This is a genomic window from uncultured Pluralibacter sp. (assembly GCF_913775985.1).
Classification (GTDB): Bacteria; Pseudomonadota; Gammaproteobacteria; order Enterobacterales; family Enterobacteriaceae; genus Pluralibacter.
Genome location: NZ_CAJYMB010000147.1, coordinates 256775 through 272291, shown reverse-complemented (window position 1 = coordinate 272291; position 15517 = coordinate 256775). Strand labels below are relative to the sequence as shown.

Sequence of the window (15517 nt, the reverse complement as noted above, 5' to 3'; positions counted from 1 at the left end):
ATTCAAAGTAATTGGCTGAGATGGAGCTGGCCCATCAGCAGCGGGTTATCGCTGTAATCTACCGGTATCGCCACTACGGCGGGACCGTCTACATCCATTGCTGCACGCAAAGTCGGTTCCAGCGCATCCGCGCTTTCAACGGCGAACCCTTTCGCACCGAAGGCTTCCGCATAGACTTTAAAGTCCACGGGGCCAAACTCGACGCCGGACAGCCGCTGGTATTTTTTCTCTTCCTGAATCGCCACCATATTATAGGCGTTGTCCACCCAGACGATGTGAAGGACGTTGGCTTTCAGCCTTACCGCGGTTTCAAGCTCCATGCTCGACTGCAGGAAGCCGCCGTCGCCGGAGACGGAAACCACTTTGCGGCCCGGGTTCACCAGCCACGCGCCGATCGCCCACGGCAGGGCGACACCCATGGTCTGCTGGCCATTGGAGATCATCACCTGGCGGGCGCGGAAGCTGTACAGGTAGCGGGCGATCCAGATGTGGAAGCTGCCCATATCCACCGTCAGCGTCACGTCGCTGTTGACGATATCCTGCATGGCGCGAACGATGCGCAGCGGGTGCAGCGCAAACTGGTTGAGCTGCGCGCCGCGGCGGCTCAGCAGCTCGCGCTGGTGCTGGCGGTCCACCAGGATCTCAGAGGCGCGGGCGCTCAGCTCCAGCTGGGAGCTGATGCGGGCGGTCAGTTTTTTCAGGGTGCTGGCGATGTCACCCACCAGCTCGGTATCCGGCTGGTAGTTGCGCTCTTCGTAAGCCGGCAGCACGTCAATGTGTACCAGGGTCGCGTCGCCGGTGTTCCACATCGCCGGTTCGTATTCTACCGGGCTGTAGCCGATACAGATGATCAGGTCGGCCAGATGCAGCAGCCGATCCCCGGCCTGATTGTTGAACAGGCCCACGCGGCCGGCGAAGCGGGTGAAGTGCTCCTGGTGTACGGCACCGGCGGCCTGATAGGTGCTGGTGACCGGAATACGGCTTTTTTCCAGCAGCTGGTGCAGGGCGGTGCTGTTCTGCTGCTGGCTGGCCATCAGGCCCAGCAGGATCACCGGATTTTTCGCTTTATCGATCATCTTAGCGACTTGTTCAATCGCTTCGTCCGGCGCGGCGCCCATCTGCACCGAGGCGGACGGCGGCAGCACCTCGCCAATAACCGGCTGATCGACGATATCCTGCGGCAGGCTGACGAAGGCGCTGCCCGGACGGCCCTGCTCGGCGGCGCGGAAGGCGTTGGAGAGGACTTCGGACAGCGCATCCGGGGAGTTTACTTCCACCGCGTATTTAGTCACCGGGCTGAACATGGAAACCGTGTCCATGCTCTGGTGCACCTGCTTGGCGCGGTCGGCGCGTTTAACCTGCCCACCGAGGGCAACCACCGGATCGCCTTCGCTGTGGGCGGTGGCCATCCCGGTCACCAGGTTAGAGCAGCCCGGCCCGGAGGTGACTAACGCCACCCCGGCTTTACCGGTGATGCGCCCTACCGCGGCTGCCATAAAGGCGGCGTTGGCTTCGTGGCGCACCGGTACCAGCTGGATTGATGAATCCAGCAGCGAATCAAATACTTTATCGATTTTGGCGCCCGGAATACCGAACACGTGTTTCACGCCCTGGGCTTCCAGCTGGGCAACCACCAGATCGGCACCGTGCTGCCACTCTTTTACGCGACGTTCTTTGTTTTTCATGATGCTTCTCCTGTTAGCTCTCAACCGAGCGGATAGCCGCATCGAGATCGTCAGGATGCAGGTTGGCGTTCAGAAAGGCCTTGTCGGCCGGGAAATCGATAGTCAGCTTGTGGATCTCACCGAAGGTCAGCACCCCGCGCTCGAGCTGATAGTCGAGCAGGTGGCCGCCGCCCTGGCGGTCGTCGGTAATGAAGTGTTCGTGATAGCCGGCGACGTTGAGGCCCTGCATGTGCTGCGGGGTGCGGAAACCGACCAGCACGCCGTCGCGCTGGTTAAAGCGGAATATTGGCTGATCGTCGAGCACGTCGGTCATGGCGCGGTACGGCGGCGTCTGGCGCGGCACCGTGCGGGTGTGGGCGTGGCGGAACAGGCCGTCGATGCGCAGGGCACAGAAGACGTTATCGGACGGGATCTGCTCATCAATGATGGCGTGCAGCGCCTCGCGGCTCATCGGCTCGTCAATTTTTACCCGGTACTGGGGAACAAACTGGGTGACCACCGCGAAAGGGGTTTTCTGATCCGGGCTGACCACCCGGGCGCTGCCGTCGGAGCGCAGCTGGTGGATCTCGTCGCTGAAGGCGATCATCTCGCCGTCCAGGCCGTTAAAGGTGCCGAGTCCGAAATTTCCGTGGGTAAACAGCTCCGCGATGGTGGTGCTGCCTTCATACACGCCGCTGAGCAGAGCGCTCATTAGCGACGTCTGGTAGATGACGCTCTCGGGATGCTGTGCTGAAAATCCGCTCAGCGTTTCGACGAGGCTCTGTTCGCAGGTACATTCTGATGAATGCTTCATTATTGACTTCCTCGTTAAACAAAAATAGGAAAGATTCAATAAATGTTGACGCGATCCAGCTCACAGTTCCAATATATAGTCCATGTAGGTTTGAGACGTTTTATATATGGAACATCGTTATCTACGCTATTTCGTCGCCGTTGCCCGTACCGGTAACTTCACCCGCGCCGCCGAAGAGCTGAAAATTTCGCAGCCGCCGCTGAGCCAGCAGATCCAGCGGCTGGAGAGAGAGGTGGGCACCCCGCTGCTGCGCCGCCTCTCCCGCGGCGTGGAGTTAACAGAGGCCGGGGAAGCCTTCTACGTGGATGCCTGCCAGATCCTCGCCCTCACCGACGCAGCAATGGAAAAGGTCAAGGGCATCGCCCGGGGCATTAACGGCAGCCTGTCGATGGGGATCGCCAGCTCCGACGCCTTCCACCCCAACATATTCGCCACCATTCGCCAGTTTCAGCTGACCCATCCCGGAGTGACCATTCACCAGGTGGAAGCCAACATGGCGGCGCTGATGGCCGCTCTGAACGAGGCGGAGCTGGATATGGCCTTCATCCGCCTGCCCTGCGAGAACAGCAAAGTGTTTAACCTGCGGATCGTGGATCAGGAGCCGATGGTTATCGCCCTCAACCGCGCGCATCCGCTGGCTGGCGAAGACGCCCTGCGCCTGGAGCAGCTGCGGGACGTGCCGCTGGTGCTGTTCCCCCAGGCCATTGCGCCGGGGATTTACGAGCTTATCTACAATAGCTGCCTGCGGGCGGGGATCGACATGAGCCAGATCTACGAGTCGTCGCAGATCTCCTCTTCGCTGAATATGGTGAATGCCGGTTTCGGCTTCGCGCTGGTGCCGAAATCAATGATGTGTATTTCCCATCCGGAGGTAACCTGGCATCCCATCGCCGGCCCGGCGGTGACTACCGATATCGCCATTGCCTGGCGGCGTTTTGAGCGCTCGCGCACGGTAAAAGGCTTCCTCGACGAGTACGAGAAGTCGGCGGCGCGGAAAAAATAGCGTCTTTTTTCACCGCTTAGCGCGACCCAAAAATTCCTGCCAATCTGAACGGCCCGCCTTGCGGGCCGTCACCGTTTTACTTTGTCCTGCATCAAAAAAATCGCAAACATCTTTAATGCAAATCACTACATATAGAACTTAAAATGCACTCCGGCCCTACATATTGTATTAATCACCTGTTATCGCCGCGTTGTGTTCTCGCGCGACAGATAACATTTTGTGGATAAAAAGGGCCGGGACCCGAGGAAGTGACTGGGCAATAAGCCAAATCCTTTTGCCGGTTCGCCTTCACCCTTTGTGGATAACCTGTTTTTTACTATATGGAGCGATCATGACACCGCATGTTGTGAAACGAGACGGCTGCAAAGCCCCTTTCAACTCGGCACGCATTCAGGAAGCAATCCTGCGCGCGGCCCAGGCAGCGGGAGTCGATGACGCAGCGTACTGCGCCACCGTCGCAGAGACCGTCAGTCAGCAGATGCAGGGTCGCGAGCGGGTCGATATCAACGACATCCAGACCGCGGTTGAAAACCAGCTGATGTCCGGGCCGCACAAGCAGCTGGCCCGCGCCTACATTGAGTACCGCCACGACCGCGACGTGCAGCGCGAGAAGCGCGGTCGCCTGAACCAGGAGATCCGCGGCCTGGTGGAGCAGACCAACCCGGCGCTGCTCAATGAAAACGCCAACAAAGACAGCAAAGTTATCCCGACCCAGCGCGATCTGCTGGCGGGTATTGTCGCCAAGCACTACGCCCGCCAGCACCTGCTGCCCTACGACGTGGTGCAGGCCCACGAGCGCGGCGAGATCCACTATCACGATCTCGACTACTCGCCGTTCTTCCCGATGTTCAACTGCATGCTGATCGACCTGAAAGGCATGCTGACCCAGGGCTTTAAGATGGGCAACGCGGAGATTGAGCCGCCGAAGTCTATCTCTACCGCCACGGCGGTCACCGCGCAGATCATCGCCCAAGTGGCGAGCCACATCTACGGCGGCACCACCATTAACCGCATTGACGAAGTGCTGGCGCCGTTTGTCACTGCCAGCTTCAACAAGCATCGCCGCACCGCGGAAGAGTGGCAGATCCCGGACGCCGAAGGCTACGCCCGCTCGCGCACCGAAAAAGAGTGCTACGACGCGTTCCAGTCCCTGGAGTACGAAGTTAACACCCTGCACACCGCCAACGGCCAGACGCCATTCGTCACCTTCGGTTTTGGTCTGGGGACCTCCTGGGAATCGCGCTTAATTCAGCAGTCGATCCTGCGCAACCGCATCGCCGGGCTGGGGAAAAACCGCAAAACTGCCGTATTCCCGAAACTGGTGTTCGCCATCCGCGACGGGCTGAACCACAAGCCGGGAGACGCCAACTACGACATCAAGCAGCTGGCGCTGGAGTGCGCGAGCAAGCGCATGTACCCGGATATCCTCAACTACGACAAAGTGGTTGAAGTCACCGGATCGTTTAAAACGCCGATGGGCTGCCGCAGCTTCCTCGGCGTGTGGGAAAACGAAGACGGCGAGCAGGTCCACGACGGACGCAACAACCTTGGGGTGATCAGCCTCAACCTGCCGCGCATCGCCCTGGAAGCGGGCGGCGACGAAGCCGCGTTCTGGACGCTGCTTGACGAGCGCCTGCTGCTGGCGCGCAAAGCGTTGATGACCCGCATCGCCCGTCTTGAAGGGGTTAAAGCCCGGGTGGCACCTATCCTCTATATGGAAGGGGCCTGCGGCGTGCGCCTGAACGCCGACGACGACGTGGCGGAGATCTTCAAGAACGGTCGCGCGTCCATTTCGCTGGGCTATATTGGCATCCACGAAACCATCAACGCGCTGTTCGGCAACCAGCACATCTACGATAGCGAAGCCCTGCGCGAGAAGGGCGTGGCTATCGTCCAGCGCCTGCGCGACGCGGTTGACCAGTGGAAAGAGGAAACCGGCTACGGCTTCAGCCTGTACAGCACCCCGAGCGAGAACCTGTGCGACCGCTTCTGCCGCCTCGACACCGCCCGCTTCGGCCTGGTGGACGGCGTCACCGATAAGGGTTACTACACCAACAGCTTCCACCTCGACGTGGAGAAGAAGGTCAACCCGTACGACAAAATCGACTTCGAAGCGGCCTATCCGCCTATCGCCAGCGGCGGCTTCATCTGCTACGGCGAATACCCGAACATCCAGCACAACCTGAAAGCGCTGGAAGACGTGTGGGACTACAGCTATCAGCACGTGCCGTACTACGGCACCAACACGCCGATTGACGAGTGCTACGAGTGCGGCTTCACCGGCGAGTTCGAGTGCACCAGCAAAGGGTTCACCTGCCCGAAATGCGGCAACCACGACGCCGCCCGCGTATCGGTCACCCGCCGCGTGTGCGGCTACCTCGGCAGCCCGGACGCGCGCCCGTTCAATGCCGGCAAGCAGGAAGAAGTGAAGCGCCGGGTTAAGCATCTGGGGAATGGGCAGATCGGTTGATGCGCTATCACCAATATTATCCGGTCGACATCGTCAACGGCCCCGGCACCCGCTGCACCCTGTTCGTCTCGGGGTGCGTTCACGAATGCCCCGGCTGCTACAACAAAAGCACCTGGCGGCTGAACTCCGGCCAGCCGTTTACCCCGGAAATGGAAGCGCGGATTATTGCCGACCTGAATGATACCCGCATCCGCCGCCAGGGCATCTCGCTGTCCGGCGGCGATCCGCTGCATCCGGCCAACGTGCCGGATATTCTGCGGCTGGTACAGCGTATCCGCGCCGAGTGCCCGGGGAAGGATATCTGGGTATGGACCGGCTACCGCCTCGACGAGCTTGACGCGGCGCAGATGGCGGTGGTGGATTTGATTAACGTGCTGGTGGACGGGAAGTTTGTGCAGGACCTGAAAGACCCGGCGCTGATCTGGCGCGGGAGCGAGAATCAGGTGGTGCACCGGCTGCGGTAGGATGAAGTTGATAGGGGCGACCGGGAGGGATGAGGTGGTCGCCTAATGATAAAGATCTTACTAAGCCTAAGCCCCTCAAAACCGGCTCACGCACTCCATCGCCACGTCCTTAAATTCGGCGAAGTCGCGGCACGTGCAGAGCCTTGCCATCGCCCGCTCGCGCAGGAAGGTGACGAAAATGTCGTAAATCGCCATCGCCTCTTCGTATTCACTTTTGCTGATCGCCAGCAGGAAAATAACGTGGGCGGTTTCGTCTCCCCAGCGGATGCCCTGCGGGGCCAGCACGGTGTACACCACGGTTTTTTTCGCCAGCAGCCCGAGGGCGTGCGGCAGCGCGATGCCGTCGCCGAGCATGGTACTGACAATAGCCTCACGCTCGGTGACCGATTCAACGAACTCCGCATCCACAAACCCTTCATCCCGCAGCTGCTGGCACAGCTCGCTGAACAGCGTCTCCTGATCCATCGACGTGTCGATAATGCGGAAGTGGCGGGCATCGAAATATTTGTCCAGCATCCACGGCCGGGTGCGGTCCACCAGCACCAGCTTGCCGATCTGCTCCAGCTGATAGTCGGTGGGAAACGGCGACATCACCACCACCGGCTTGTTCTTCTCGGCGATGCGGGCGGTGGAAATAACAAAGTCTTCGCTGATGCTGTCGCGGCTCTCGTAGTCGCGCAGGGTCACGGTGCCGACAATCTCCAGCCGCGGATATTTACGCTGCAGCACCGCCTCAATCATGCGCACCATCGCGTTGCCGGCGTCGCATACCACCAGCACCTGCGGCTGGCGCTGGTAGCCGATGTTGTAGTGGCGCTCCAGCCCCACGCCGATATGCAGCACCAGAAAGCCGATTTCGTTCTCGCTGATGGTCCAGGGCGTGTATTTGCTCCAGCCGGAGACCGCCGCCAGAGTCATATCCCAGGCCATCGGATAGTGCTGCTTGATGTTATCCAGCAGCGGATTGGGGATCATTATCTGGTAGCGCACCCGGGTGATCATGGTTTTGATGTGGGTGAGCAGGTCGGCGTGCAGCTGCGCGTCGTTGAGCAGGTTGTAGTTATAGTGGGTGTTGATGTACTGCAGGATGTAGTTAACCAGCGCCTCGTCATCATCGGCGTTGATCTGGCTGGGGGCTATCTCCTGCACCCGGCGGGCGGCGATATGCACCTGCAGCCAGTTCTCTTCCGAGGCGGCGAGGGTTTTGCCGGAGAGCTGCTGGATCGCCGCAGCAATGTCGCGGGCGGCGCTGCGCACCTCTTCGGAAACATCATCGGCGGTAAACTCCGACAGCGGGAATCCTTCGCTGATGCGGCGCACGGCCACCGCGCAGTACAGGCGTACGAACAGCTCGCCTTCATCGGTCAGGCGGATGCGCCAGCGGGCAAGGGCCTGGTGCAGCACCGCGGCCAGCTGCTCGGGAACGCCGGGATTGAGCGCCTCCTCGGTCAGCAGCGGATTGGCGCTGTCCTGCTGGGCCAGCTGCCAGAGCAGATCGGTCAGACAGGCGCGGATCGCCTTTTCGCTGCCGAACAGCTTTACACCGTGGCGCGGCCGGGTTTCCAGCGTCAGCTGATAGCGGGCGAGGTACTCGCGCACCTCCGCCATATCGCCCTGAATCGTCGCCCGGCTGACGAACCACTCGTCGGCCAGATCTTCAAGCTTAAGGGAGAACGCCGAGGTGAGAAAACGCACCAGCAGATAGTGCACCCGCTCGGCGCCGGTGCGGGGAATGCGCAGGGCGCCGGGCCGGGCGGCCTGCACCGCCTGATAGCGTTCAGGATCGTCGATCCGCAGCTGGTAGCCGCTGCCGCGGGTCAGCACCAGCTGCGCACCGCGCTCGGCCAGCAGCGCGTTGAGTGCGGTGATATCGGCCCGAACGGTGCGCGTGGAGACGGATAACCGCTGCGCCAGCTCGTCCTGCGGCAGGGTTTCGTTTTGCAGCATTTCAAAAAGCTGCGCCAGGCGTTGGTTCGGGAATCGCACTCAAATCTCCTTCAATCTTAAGGTGTCGTCGACATCACCATCTGCGACGGGCTGCCGACGGCAACGTAGCCCGGCTCGAAAGTCAGGCGGCCGCTGCCGGGCGCAACGCGAAAGCGGGTAATATTATCGCTGCGCTGGTTCATCACATATAGCCACTCGCCGCGCTTATCAAGCGCCAGAGAGCGGGGATAGTCACCGCGGGTCCACACATCGTCCTGATGATGCAGCTCGCCGCTGGCGGACACGGTAAAGTGAGCGATGCTGTTATGCAAACGGTTCGCGACATAAAGCTGCGTGCCGTCGCTGCTCAGGGCCAGACCAGCGGCAAAGCTGGTGCCTTTGTAGCCTTCCGGCAGCACCGAAACGGTTTTGCCTTCGGTTAGCGTGCCCTTCTGTGCGTCCAGCGCGTAGTAAGTCAGGGTGGACGCCTCTTCGTTCACCAGCCACAGCCCGTCGCCCTTCGGCGTAAACACAAAGTGGCGCGGCCCGGCCCCTTTTGACGAGGCGGCGATAAACGGCGGATCGTTGGGGGTAAGCCTGCCGCTGGCCGCGTCAAAGCGGTATTGATAGATCCTGTCCAGACCGAGATCGGTTGAAAAGACAAACTTGCCCTGCGGATCGGCGGCGATCATGTGCGCGTGCGGGCCGTTGTGATCGCTGGCGGCAAAGCTGCCCTCGGCGGCAGCTTCCGGCTTCGCAGCGCCCGCGGGGCCGCTGTCCTGATGAACATCCGAAGCCTCGGCGAGACTGCCGTCCTCTTTCACCGGCAGCACGGCAACGCTGCCGCTGACGTAGTTCGCCACCAGCAGGTGGCGGCCGCTGGGTGTCAGCGCCAGCCAGACCGGCCCGGCACCGCCGGAAGCAACCTGATTCAGCTCGGTCAGCGCGCCGTCCGCGCCAATCCTCAGCGCCTGCACTACGCCCTGGGCCGCCTCGCTGGCGACGTACAGGGTTTTGCCGTCGTGCGCCACCGCCAGCTGGGCGGTGTTCGGCAGCTGGCTGACCAGCGTCCTGTCGCGCAGCTCGCCAGTGCGGGCATCAACGGTAAAGCGGTAAACCCCTTCGCCGTTCGGATTGTAGGTGCCAACCCAGGCGTACTGGGCCTGGGCGGCGGCGGAGAGTAAAGAGAGTGAAGCGATAAGCAGGTGGCGTGCGGACAGCATGAGAACTCCCGGGGGGTAAGTGAAATGCTCTCCGCGGGGGAGAGCATTGATGGCAGGGTTAGCCTACCAGTTTTTTGGTCATCTCCAGCAGAGTACGAACATCTTCCGGACGGGTATTGCCGCTGGCCTTGTCGATAATCGAGCTGTAAATGTGCGGGATAACCTTTTTCACTCCGGCATCCAGCGCGATTTTCAGGATTTCGCTGTAGTTTTCCAGATCGATACCGCCGGTCGGCTCCAGCCAGAAGTCGTTGCGGGCGCAGGCTTCCGCCACCGCTTTGTACTCGTCAATGTGCTTGAGGCCGCCCATCGGGAAATATTTGATGGAGCTGCAGCCCATATCTTTCAGCAGGGCAATGGCGGTGTCGACAGGCACGATGCCGTCCGGCGCCTGGCTGCTGAGCGGGCCGGTGGAGATTTTTACCATGCCCGGCGTGCCGGTAGGGGAAACCAGACCGTTGACCACCGTCTCATTCTGCCCCAGCAGCGCGCGGCTGGCGCCGACGCCGGTAAAAACCTGGTTAACGTGCTGCGGCTGCACTTCGGCGGAAATCTGGCTGACCATCGCCGACTGGTTCGGATCGCCGGCCCCGAGGCCTACGGAGAGCGCATTATCAATCAGCTTCGCGTATTCGCGCATGTCGGCAACCGCCGCCGGGACGTCCGGGTAGTTTTTGGAGAGCACGCCCACCAGCACATGACCTTCCGCCGCGGCATAAACATCGCTGGCGTTGGATTTCGAACCCGCCAGCACGTTCAGGCAGACGCGGTCGCGGTAAAAGTTAGGGGTCAGTTTCATGCGTGTTTCTCCTTGTTCAGCACGTCGGCAATGCGTTTTGCCACAATCTCAAGCTGCTGCGCGTTCACGCTGCGCACGTCGGCTTCTATAATGCCTTCGTTGGCTTTGTAGCCGCGGAAGTAGATGGCGTATTCGCCTTTTTTCAGCTCGGCCACCAGATCGCCAGTGGCGATACGGGTGACGGCTTCATCAAACTTGATCTCCGCCCGGGCGATATCGCGGCCCGCAGCATCCCATACCACCCGAGCGGTAACGCCGTTCAGGCCGTTGAGCGCGTCAATAAACGGCGTCATCTTCGCCACCATCTGCGCCCCGCTCTCTTTCTCCGCGGTCATGTAGTGTTCGATGGCGCAGGTCAGGCCGAGAATGCCCTCTTTGCCCACCTTCATGGCGCGGCCAATACCGTTGGACTGGCGCTTCACCCACTCAACGTACTGCGTTTTGCCGATCACCAGGCCGCTGGTTGGCCCTTCAATGGCTTTCGCGCCGCTGTAGATAACCAGATCCGCGCCGGCGCGGTAGTAGCACTGCAGATCTTCTTCCGCCGCGGCGTCGACGATCAGCGGCAGGTGGTGCGCGCGGGCAACCTCTGCGGCCTGGGCCACGCTGAGCATGCTCTTCTGCACGCAGTGGTGGGATTTGATGTACATGATCGCGGCGGTGCGCGGCGTAATGGCCGCCGCCAGCTGCGCGGCTGAACACTCGTTAGCGTAACCTGCTTCCACCATCCTGCCGCCGCCCAGCGCAATCATGGTGCTGACCGGCGCGCCGAAGTTGACGTTGTGGCCGCGCGGCAGGACGATTTCGTTGTTCTCAACCGGGGTGACGTGCAGGTTTTCCAGCAGCCAGTCGCTGTCTTTTACCAGTACCGCTGCGACAGACTGGGCAATCCCCGCGGAGGCGCAGGAAACGACAGTCGCGCCCTCAACGTCCAGCAGCTTCGCGATGTACTCCCCGGTTTTGTTCACCAGGTCTTTCATCTCGAAGTAGTGGTTCATGCCGTCCATCGCCGCCTGCACCACTTCCGGGCGCGGTGTTGAAACGCCGAGAATGGTCATGCGCCCGGAAGCGTTAATCACCTGTTTTAAATTGTACTTCTCATAAATCGAAGGCATGTTCTGCGCTCCCCTGTTCGGTCATGTAGCCCTTGCCCGCGCGGATCGCCGCTAGCGGCACCAGATCCTGTTCCGCATGCAGGACATCTTTTTCGGCATCCACCAGCTCCAGCGGCCGGCGTTTTAAGGTGAAAATAGTCAAATCGGCATCAAAGCCCACCGTCAGCTGGCCTTTCTGCTTGAGGCGCACCGCGTCGGCGGCGTGGGCCGTCACGCAAGCAATCACCTGCGGCAGGGTCATGCCCAGCGCCAGGAATTTCGCCATCACCCGCGCCAGAGAGTAGACCGGCCCGTCGATGCGGTTGCGGCAGTAGATATCCGAGCTGATGGTGTTCGGCAGGATGCCCATGCCGATCGCTGTCTTCGCCACCGCAAAGCTGAGGCTGGCGGAGCCGTGCCCCACGTCTAGCTTCACGCCGCGCTTGAGCGCATCGGCAACGGAAGCCCGCAGCGCGCCCGCAGGCGTCAGAATGCGGTTCGGCTTGCCGTTATAGCAGTGGGTGATGATGTCGCCGGAGGTAAGCAGTTCGGCAATCTCGTCGAGGTTCGGCGGGTTGTTGCCGATGTGCACCATCAGCGGCAAGTCGCCATTGGCCTTCTGAAACTGCTTCGCTTTTTCCAGCGGCGTAATGCCGTTGTCGCCCACCACGCTGCTGCTCATGCGCGCCTTCAGGCCGACGATAAAGTCCGGATGGCGCTTCACGGCGGCGCTAAAGGCATCGGCGTCGATGTTGTCCATGTTCGCCAGCTCGTTCTGGGCAATCAGTCCGACCCGGGAAATATTCAGCAGGGCGTACACGTCGGTGGCGCACTGGCGGGTCAGCTCATAGAAGGTGTCTACGTCATCCGCGCCGGTGCTGCCCGCGTCGATAACGGTGGTCACGCCGGTGGCGATGCCCACGCTGTCCGGCTCGTCGTGGTAAATCGGCGATTTCGGATAGCAGTGAACGTGCAGGTCAATCCAGCCGGCGCTGACGTAGCATTTGCCGTCGAGGGAGACGACGTTCGCCGCCTCCGCGTTAATCTCACCCAGCGCGGCAATTTTGCCGTCTTTGATGGCGATATCCGTTACCGTATCGTCAACCAGGCGCGCGCCTTTTAGCAGTAAATCAAACATCGCGTTCTCCTTGCTGGCTTACAGCGCCACCGGGAAGATGGAGCCGAGGATCATCGCGCCGAGGATTGCCCCGCCGGTGATCGGCTTCTGCCAGATGTAAAAAATGAGCGCGCCGACCAGAGAGCCAATGCCGATTGGAATGGAGGCAGTCATGGCGCTGAGGATAATCAACGGGCCGAGGAAGCGGCCAGAGGTGTTGCCCGCGCCCATCATCACGTCAGCACCGTAGGTGGAGTTGCTCTGATTGATGGTGAATTTACGCGCCAGAATGATGATGTAGCCAATCGCCAGGCCGAGGATCAGGCCAGTGGCCAGCGATGCGGCAAAGTTCGCCACCGGGAACACGAAGCCCGCGCCCAGCAGCAGCGCCGGAACCCCGAGGCCGATACCGGTTTGGATCGCCCCGCCGATATCCAGAATCCCCACCAGCGAGCCTTCGATGATGCGGGCAAACAGGAAGCTTGCGCCAAATGCCGCTACCGCGCCGTATACGCCGGTATCAATCCCGGACTTCAGCATCGCCACGAAGGCCACTTCGTTAAATGCGCCGATACCGTACAGGTAGTACATGTGCGTCCCGGCAAACACGCCGGAAGAGAGCAGACCGACAAAGATCGGGAATGACCAGTCCGCGTACCAAAAACCTTTATTCTGTTCCATCCGTTATCCCCTTATTTGCCGCTCAGCGCGTTGTGCAGCAGATCCAGCCAGTTCGGCACCGTCATGTGGAAGGATTCGATCATCTTCATGTCGAAACCGCGGAAGAAGGCGCTCATCACAAACAGGACGACAATGGCCCCCATCATCACTTTGGTGACGCGGTTCCAGCCCGCCTCTTCAACGCCTTTGCCGATCAGGATGCCCAGCACCAGGCCCGGTACGGCGTTGCCCATGATCAGCTGCGCAGCGCCGCCGAAAATGGTTGCCCAGAAGCCCGATTTTTTACCGGCGTCGATTGCCGCCAGCCAGAAAATCACCGGCATGATGATGTTCACCAGCAGGTTTGCCGCCGGGACCAGCACTTTAACCGCGGTCACCTGAAGGGCCGCCGGCACCGCGGAGGCGGTGGAGTTGAGGAATGCCACGACGACCATGCCGATGATGCCGCAGGCAATGGCCATCTTCTTCGGATCGTGCAGGGTTTCGGCGAGGTTGCGATTTTTCATCATCAGTGCCGCCGCGCCCCAGTTCGGGATGATGCGGTGGTCAACGTCCTGGGTGAAGGCACCCGCCGCAACGGAAGACGCCCAGGCGTTAAAGAAGAATCCAAGACCAAAGGAGAAATGTGACGCCGGGTCGCCCTCGCAGGAGTTCAGCTCGCCCAACGTACGAAAAGCACCCATCCCTTGCGTGGTGGGTGCATGAAACATGCGTGCAGCGCCGGCGCCCACACCGACGCCAACCAGGCCGCCAATAATGAGCGATTTAATAAGTATAATCAGGAACATGACTCTGCCCTTTCTAATGGTTATTGATGCGTAACGAAGTCCACTTCATCAAGATTCAGTGCCGTCACGTTGACGGTGACGTCCAGCTCGACGCTGAACGTGCGTCGCTCGCGGCGCAGGAAGATGAACAGAAAGGCTTCTTTCCGCACCGCGACCTGCGCCTGAACCACCTCCACGTCCTGTGGCTCAATACGCAGCAGGATGCACGGTGAGGCTTTCATCACCGCTGCCTGGACCTGGCTCAGGGCATCGGCAAAGGCGCGTGCTTTGTCCTCGCCTTTGCCCTTTACCCTCACCGTGGTGGTGAATTGTTGTTTCATGCTTATGCGCCGTACTTCTTCTGCCACGCCTGAACCAGACGCTCGCCCAGCTCTTCTTTGTCCATAAAGCCGAAGCCCAGCACGTTAGCGCCTTCGTTGATGGCGGTAACGCCTTCTTCAACGGAGCGCATGCCGTATTTAGCTTTGTAGCCGTGTTTCGTCTGGGCGGTGATAGCACCCGCGCCGCCGCTGCCGCAGAAGGAGATGCCGAAGGTGGCGTTTTCCGCTTTCATCGCGTCGCCAAGCTTCATGTCCGCAGCCATGCCCGGTACAACCACCGCGCGGCCGCCCGCTTTCTCAACGCCTGCTGCGACTTTCTGGCCTTTGCCCAGGCGATCGCCAATCACTACGGTAATCTGTGTCATGTTCTGCTCCTTAAATGTTTTCTTTCGCGACTTCGAAGTGCACCGACAGCAGCCAGGCTTCTTCGTCCGGCAGGTTGCCAAACTGGGCAACAACTGCCCGGGCAAGCGCCATTGATTCGGGGGAAATTTCGTCAAACAGGCTGGCTTCCACTTCCGGCAGCGGTTCACCGGTGATTGACCGGTGCGCCATGGCGCGGACGTGCGAGGTCAGCATTTGCTGCTGGACGGCGTTCGGGATGATGCCGTGCTCTTTCAGCAGGCTGTACACCTGACCCAGCATGCGTTCGGCAAGCGCTTCGGTCTGGCTCCCTGCGTCGGTAATGACTGCTCCGTTATTCACTCTTGTAGCCCCATTGATTGCGTCTGGAATAACAGTAACGGTGCGGGACAGGTGTTTGTAGCGAGTTGTTTTCCACTTCAAAGTGGAAAGGCGGGCGGGTGAAGTGATCTATCCCACAAAATTGCCGTGGTTAAGCATAAAGGGCTGGTTTTTCGTGATGAATATCACGGTTTATGGCGGAAACTGGCGCCGATCCGCGCGTTCTGGATGGCGGGTTTAATGGCAAAAGTGTGAGCTGCATAAGTTTTCGCGATGGCAGGACTTCGTGATTGAGGACCGGCGCGGACAAACGTGATGCCGATCAACAGAAAATGTCGGCTGCAACACCCTCTCCGGCATGCGCTATATCCATTATCAAAAATTTAAACTCCCGGTCACAATTTGAACGCAATCAGTTTGCTTTAGCCTGCGTCTTCTAATAGTTTTCTGTAACGATACACTAAACCGTT

15 protein-coding genes are annotated in these 15517 nt (G+C 60.3%); 3 read left to right on the top strand and 12 right to left on the bottom strand.

Annotated elements, in window-relative coordinates; genetic code table 11:
• Positions 1-2: 2 nt before the first annotated feature.
• Together alsS and budA are read right to left on the bottom strand one after the other, a co-directional pair.
• Positions 3-1685 carry an acetolactate synthase AlsS gene (gene alsS / locus QZ766_RS18730; protein ID WP_297205819.1) on the bottom strand — a complete coding sequence of 561 codons (1683 nt, stop codon included), beginning with the start codon at positions 1683-1685 and terminating at the stop codon, positions 3-5.
• Between the two features lie 13 nt (positions 1686-1698).
• Complete coding sequence (gene budA, locus QZ766_RS18725; RefSeq protein ID WP_297205817.1) at positions 1699-2478, bottom strand: acetolactate decarboxylase; 780 nt, start codon at positions 2476-2478, stop codon at positions 1699-1701.
• A 106-nt stretch (positions 2479-2584) separates the two neighbouring features.
• Between budA and QZ766_RS18720 the strand changes: the two genes are divergently transcribed.
• The 3 genes from QZ766_RS18720 to nrdG all read left to right on the top strand — a co-directional run bounded on the left by QZ766_RS18720 (position 2585) and on the right by nrdG (position 6415).
• Complete coding sequence (locus QZ766_RS18720) at positions 2585-3481, top strand: LysR family transcriptional regulator (RefSeq protein ID WP_297205815.1); 897 nt, start codon at positions 2585-2587, stop codon at positions 3479-3481.
• 331 nt (positions 3482-3812) lie between these two features.
• Positions 3813-5951 carry an anaerobic ribonucleoside-triphosphate reductase gene (nrdD, locus tag QZ766_RS18715; protein ID WP_297205813.1) on the top strand — a complete coding sequence of 713 codons (2139 nt, stop codon included), beginning with the start codon at positions 3813-3815 and terminating at the stop codon, positions 5949-5951.
• The gene (gene nrdG / locus QZ766_RS18710; RefSeq protein WP_297205811.1) at positions 5951-6415 is read left to right on the top strand and encodes an anaerobic ribonucleoside-triphosphate reductase-activating protein; all 465 of its coding nucleotides are present in this window, start codon (positions 5951-5953) and stop codon (positions 6413-6415) included. The genes nrdD and nrdG overlap by 1 nt, the downstream gene beginning before the upstream one ends.
• 75 nt (positions 6416-6490) lie before the next feature.
• Here the strand turns inward: nrdG and QZ766_RS18705 are convergent, their stop codons facing one another.
• From QZ766_RS18705 to QZ766_RS18660, 10 genes are read right to left on the bottom strand one after another with little or no spacing between them, the layout of a single operon-like run.
• A complete protein-coding gene (locus QZ766_RS18705; RefSeq protein WP_297205809.1) occupies positions 6491-8401 on the bottom strand; it encodes a PRD domain-containing protein in 1911 nt (636 codons plus the stop codon).
• A 17-nt stretch (positions 8402-8418) separates the two neighbouring features.
• Positions 8419-9564: a lactonase family protein gene (locus tag QZ766_RS18700; RefSeq protein ID WP_297205806.1), complete on the bottom strand. Its 1146-nt coding sequence runs from the start codon at positions 9562-9564 to the stop codon at positions 8419-8421.
• A gap of 58 nt (positions 9565-9622) precedes the next feature.
• Positions 9623-10363: a KDGP aldolase family protein gene (locus tag QZ766_RS18695; RefSeq protein ID WP_297205805.1), complete on the bottom strand. Its 741-nt coding sequence runs from the start codon at positions 10361-10363 to the stop codon at positions 9623-9625.
• Positions 10360-11478, bottom strand: a complete 1119-nt coding sequence (locus QZ766_RS18690; RefSeq protein ID WP_297205802.1) for a DgaE family pyridoxal phosphate-dependent ammonia lyase — start codon at positions 11476-11478, stop codon at positions 10360-10362. Before QZ766_RS18690 ends, QZ766_RS18695 begins: the two co-directional genes overlap by 4 nt.
• A complete protein-coding gene (locus tag QZ766_RS18685; RefSeq protein ID WP_297205800.1) occupies positions 11462-12595 on the bottom strand; it encodes an amidohydrolase/deacetylase family metallohydrolase in 1134 nt (377 codons plus the stop codon). Before QZ766_RS18685 ends, QZ766_RS18690 begins: the two co-directional genes overlap by 17 nt.
• A gap of 18 nt (positions 12596-12613) precedes the next feature.
• Positions 12614-13255 (bottom strand): DUF4310 family protein, encoded by a 642-nt coding sequence (locus QZ766_RS18680; RefSeq protein ID WP_297205797.1) that lies wholly within the window; start codon positions 13253-13255, stop codon positions 12614-12616.
• Between the two features lie 11 nt (positions 13256-13266).
• The gene (locus QZ766_RS18675; RefSeq protein ID WP_297205794.1) at positions 13267-14043 is read right to left on the bottom strand and encodes a DUF4311 domain-containing protein; all 777 of its coding nucleotides are present in this window, start codon (positions 14041-14043) and stop codon (positions 13267-13269) included.
• Positions 14044-14063: 20 nt separating this feature from the next.
• Positions 14064-14363: a DUF4312 family protein gene (locus tag QZ766_RS18670; RefSeq protein WP_297205792.1), complete on the bottom strand. Its 300-nt coding sequence runs from the start codon at positions 14361-14363 to the stop codon at positions 14064-14066.
• Positions 14364-14365: 2 nt separating this feature from the next.
• Positions 14366-14728, bottom strand: a complete 363-nt coding sequence (locus QZ766_RS18665; RefSeq protein WP_297205791.1) for an SFCGS family glycine-rich protein — start codon at positions 14726-14728, stop codon at positions 14366-14368.
• Between the two features lie 10 nt (positions 14729-14738).
• The gene (locus QZ766_RS18660) at positions 14739-15068 is read right to left on the bottom strand and encodes a glycine dehydrogenase (RefSeq protein WP_297205789.1); all 330 of its coding nucleotides are present in this window, start codon (positions 15066-15068) and stop codon (positions 14739-14741) included.
• Between the last annotated feature and the right edge of the window lie 449 nt (positions 15069-15517).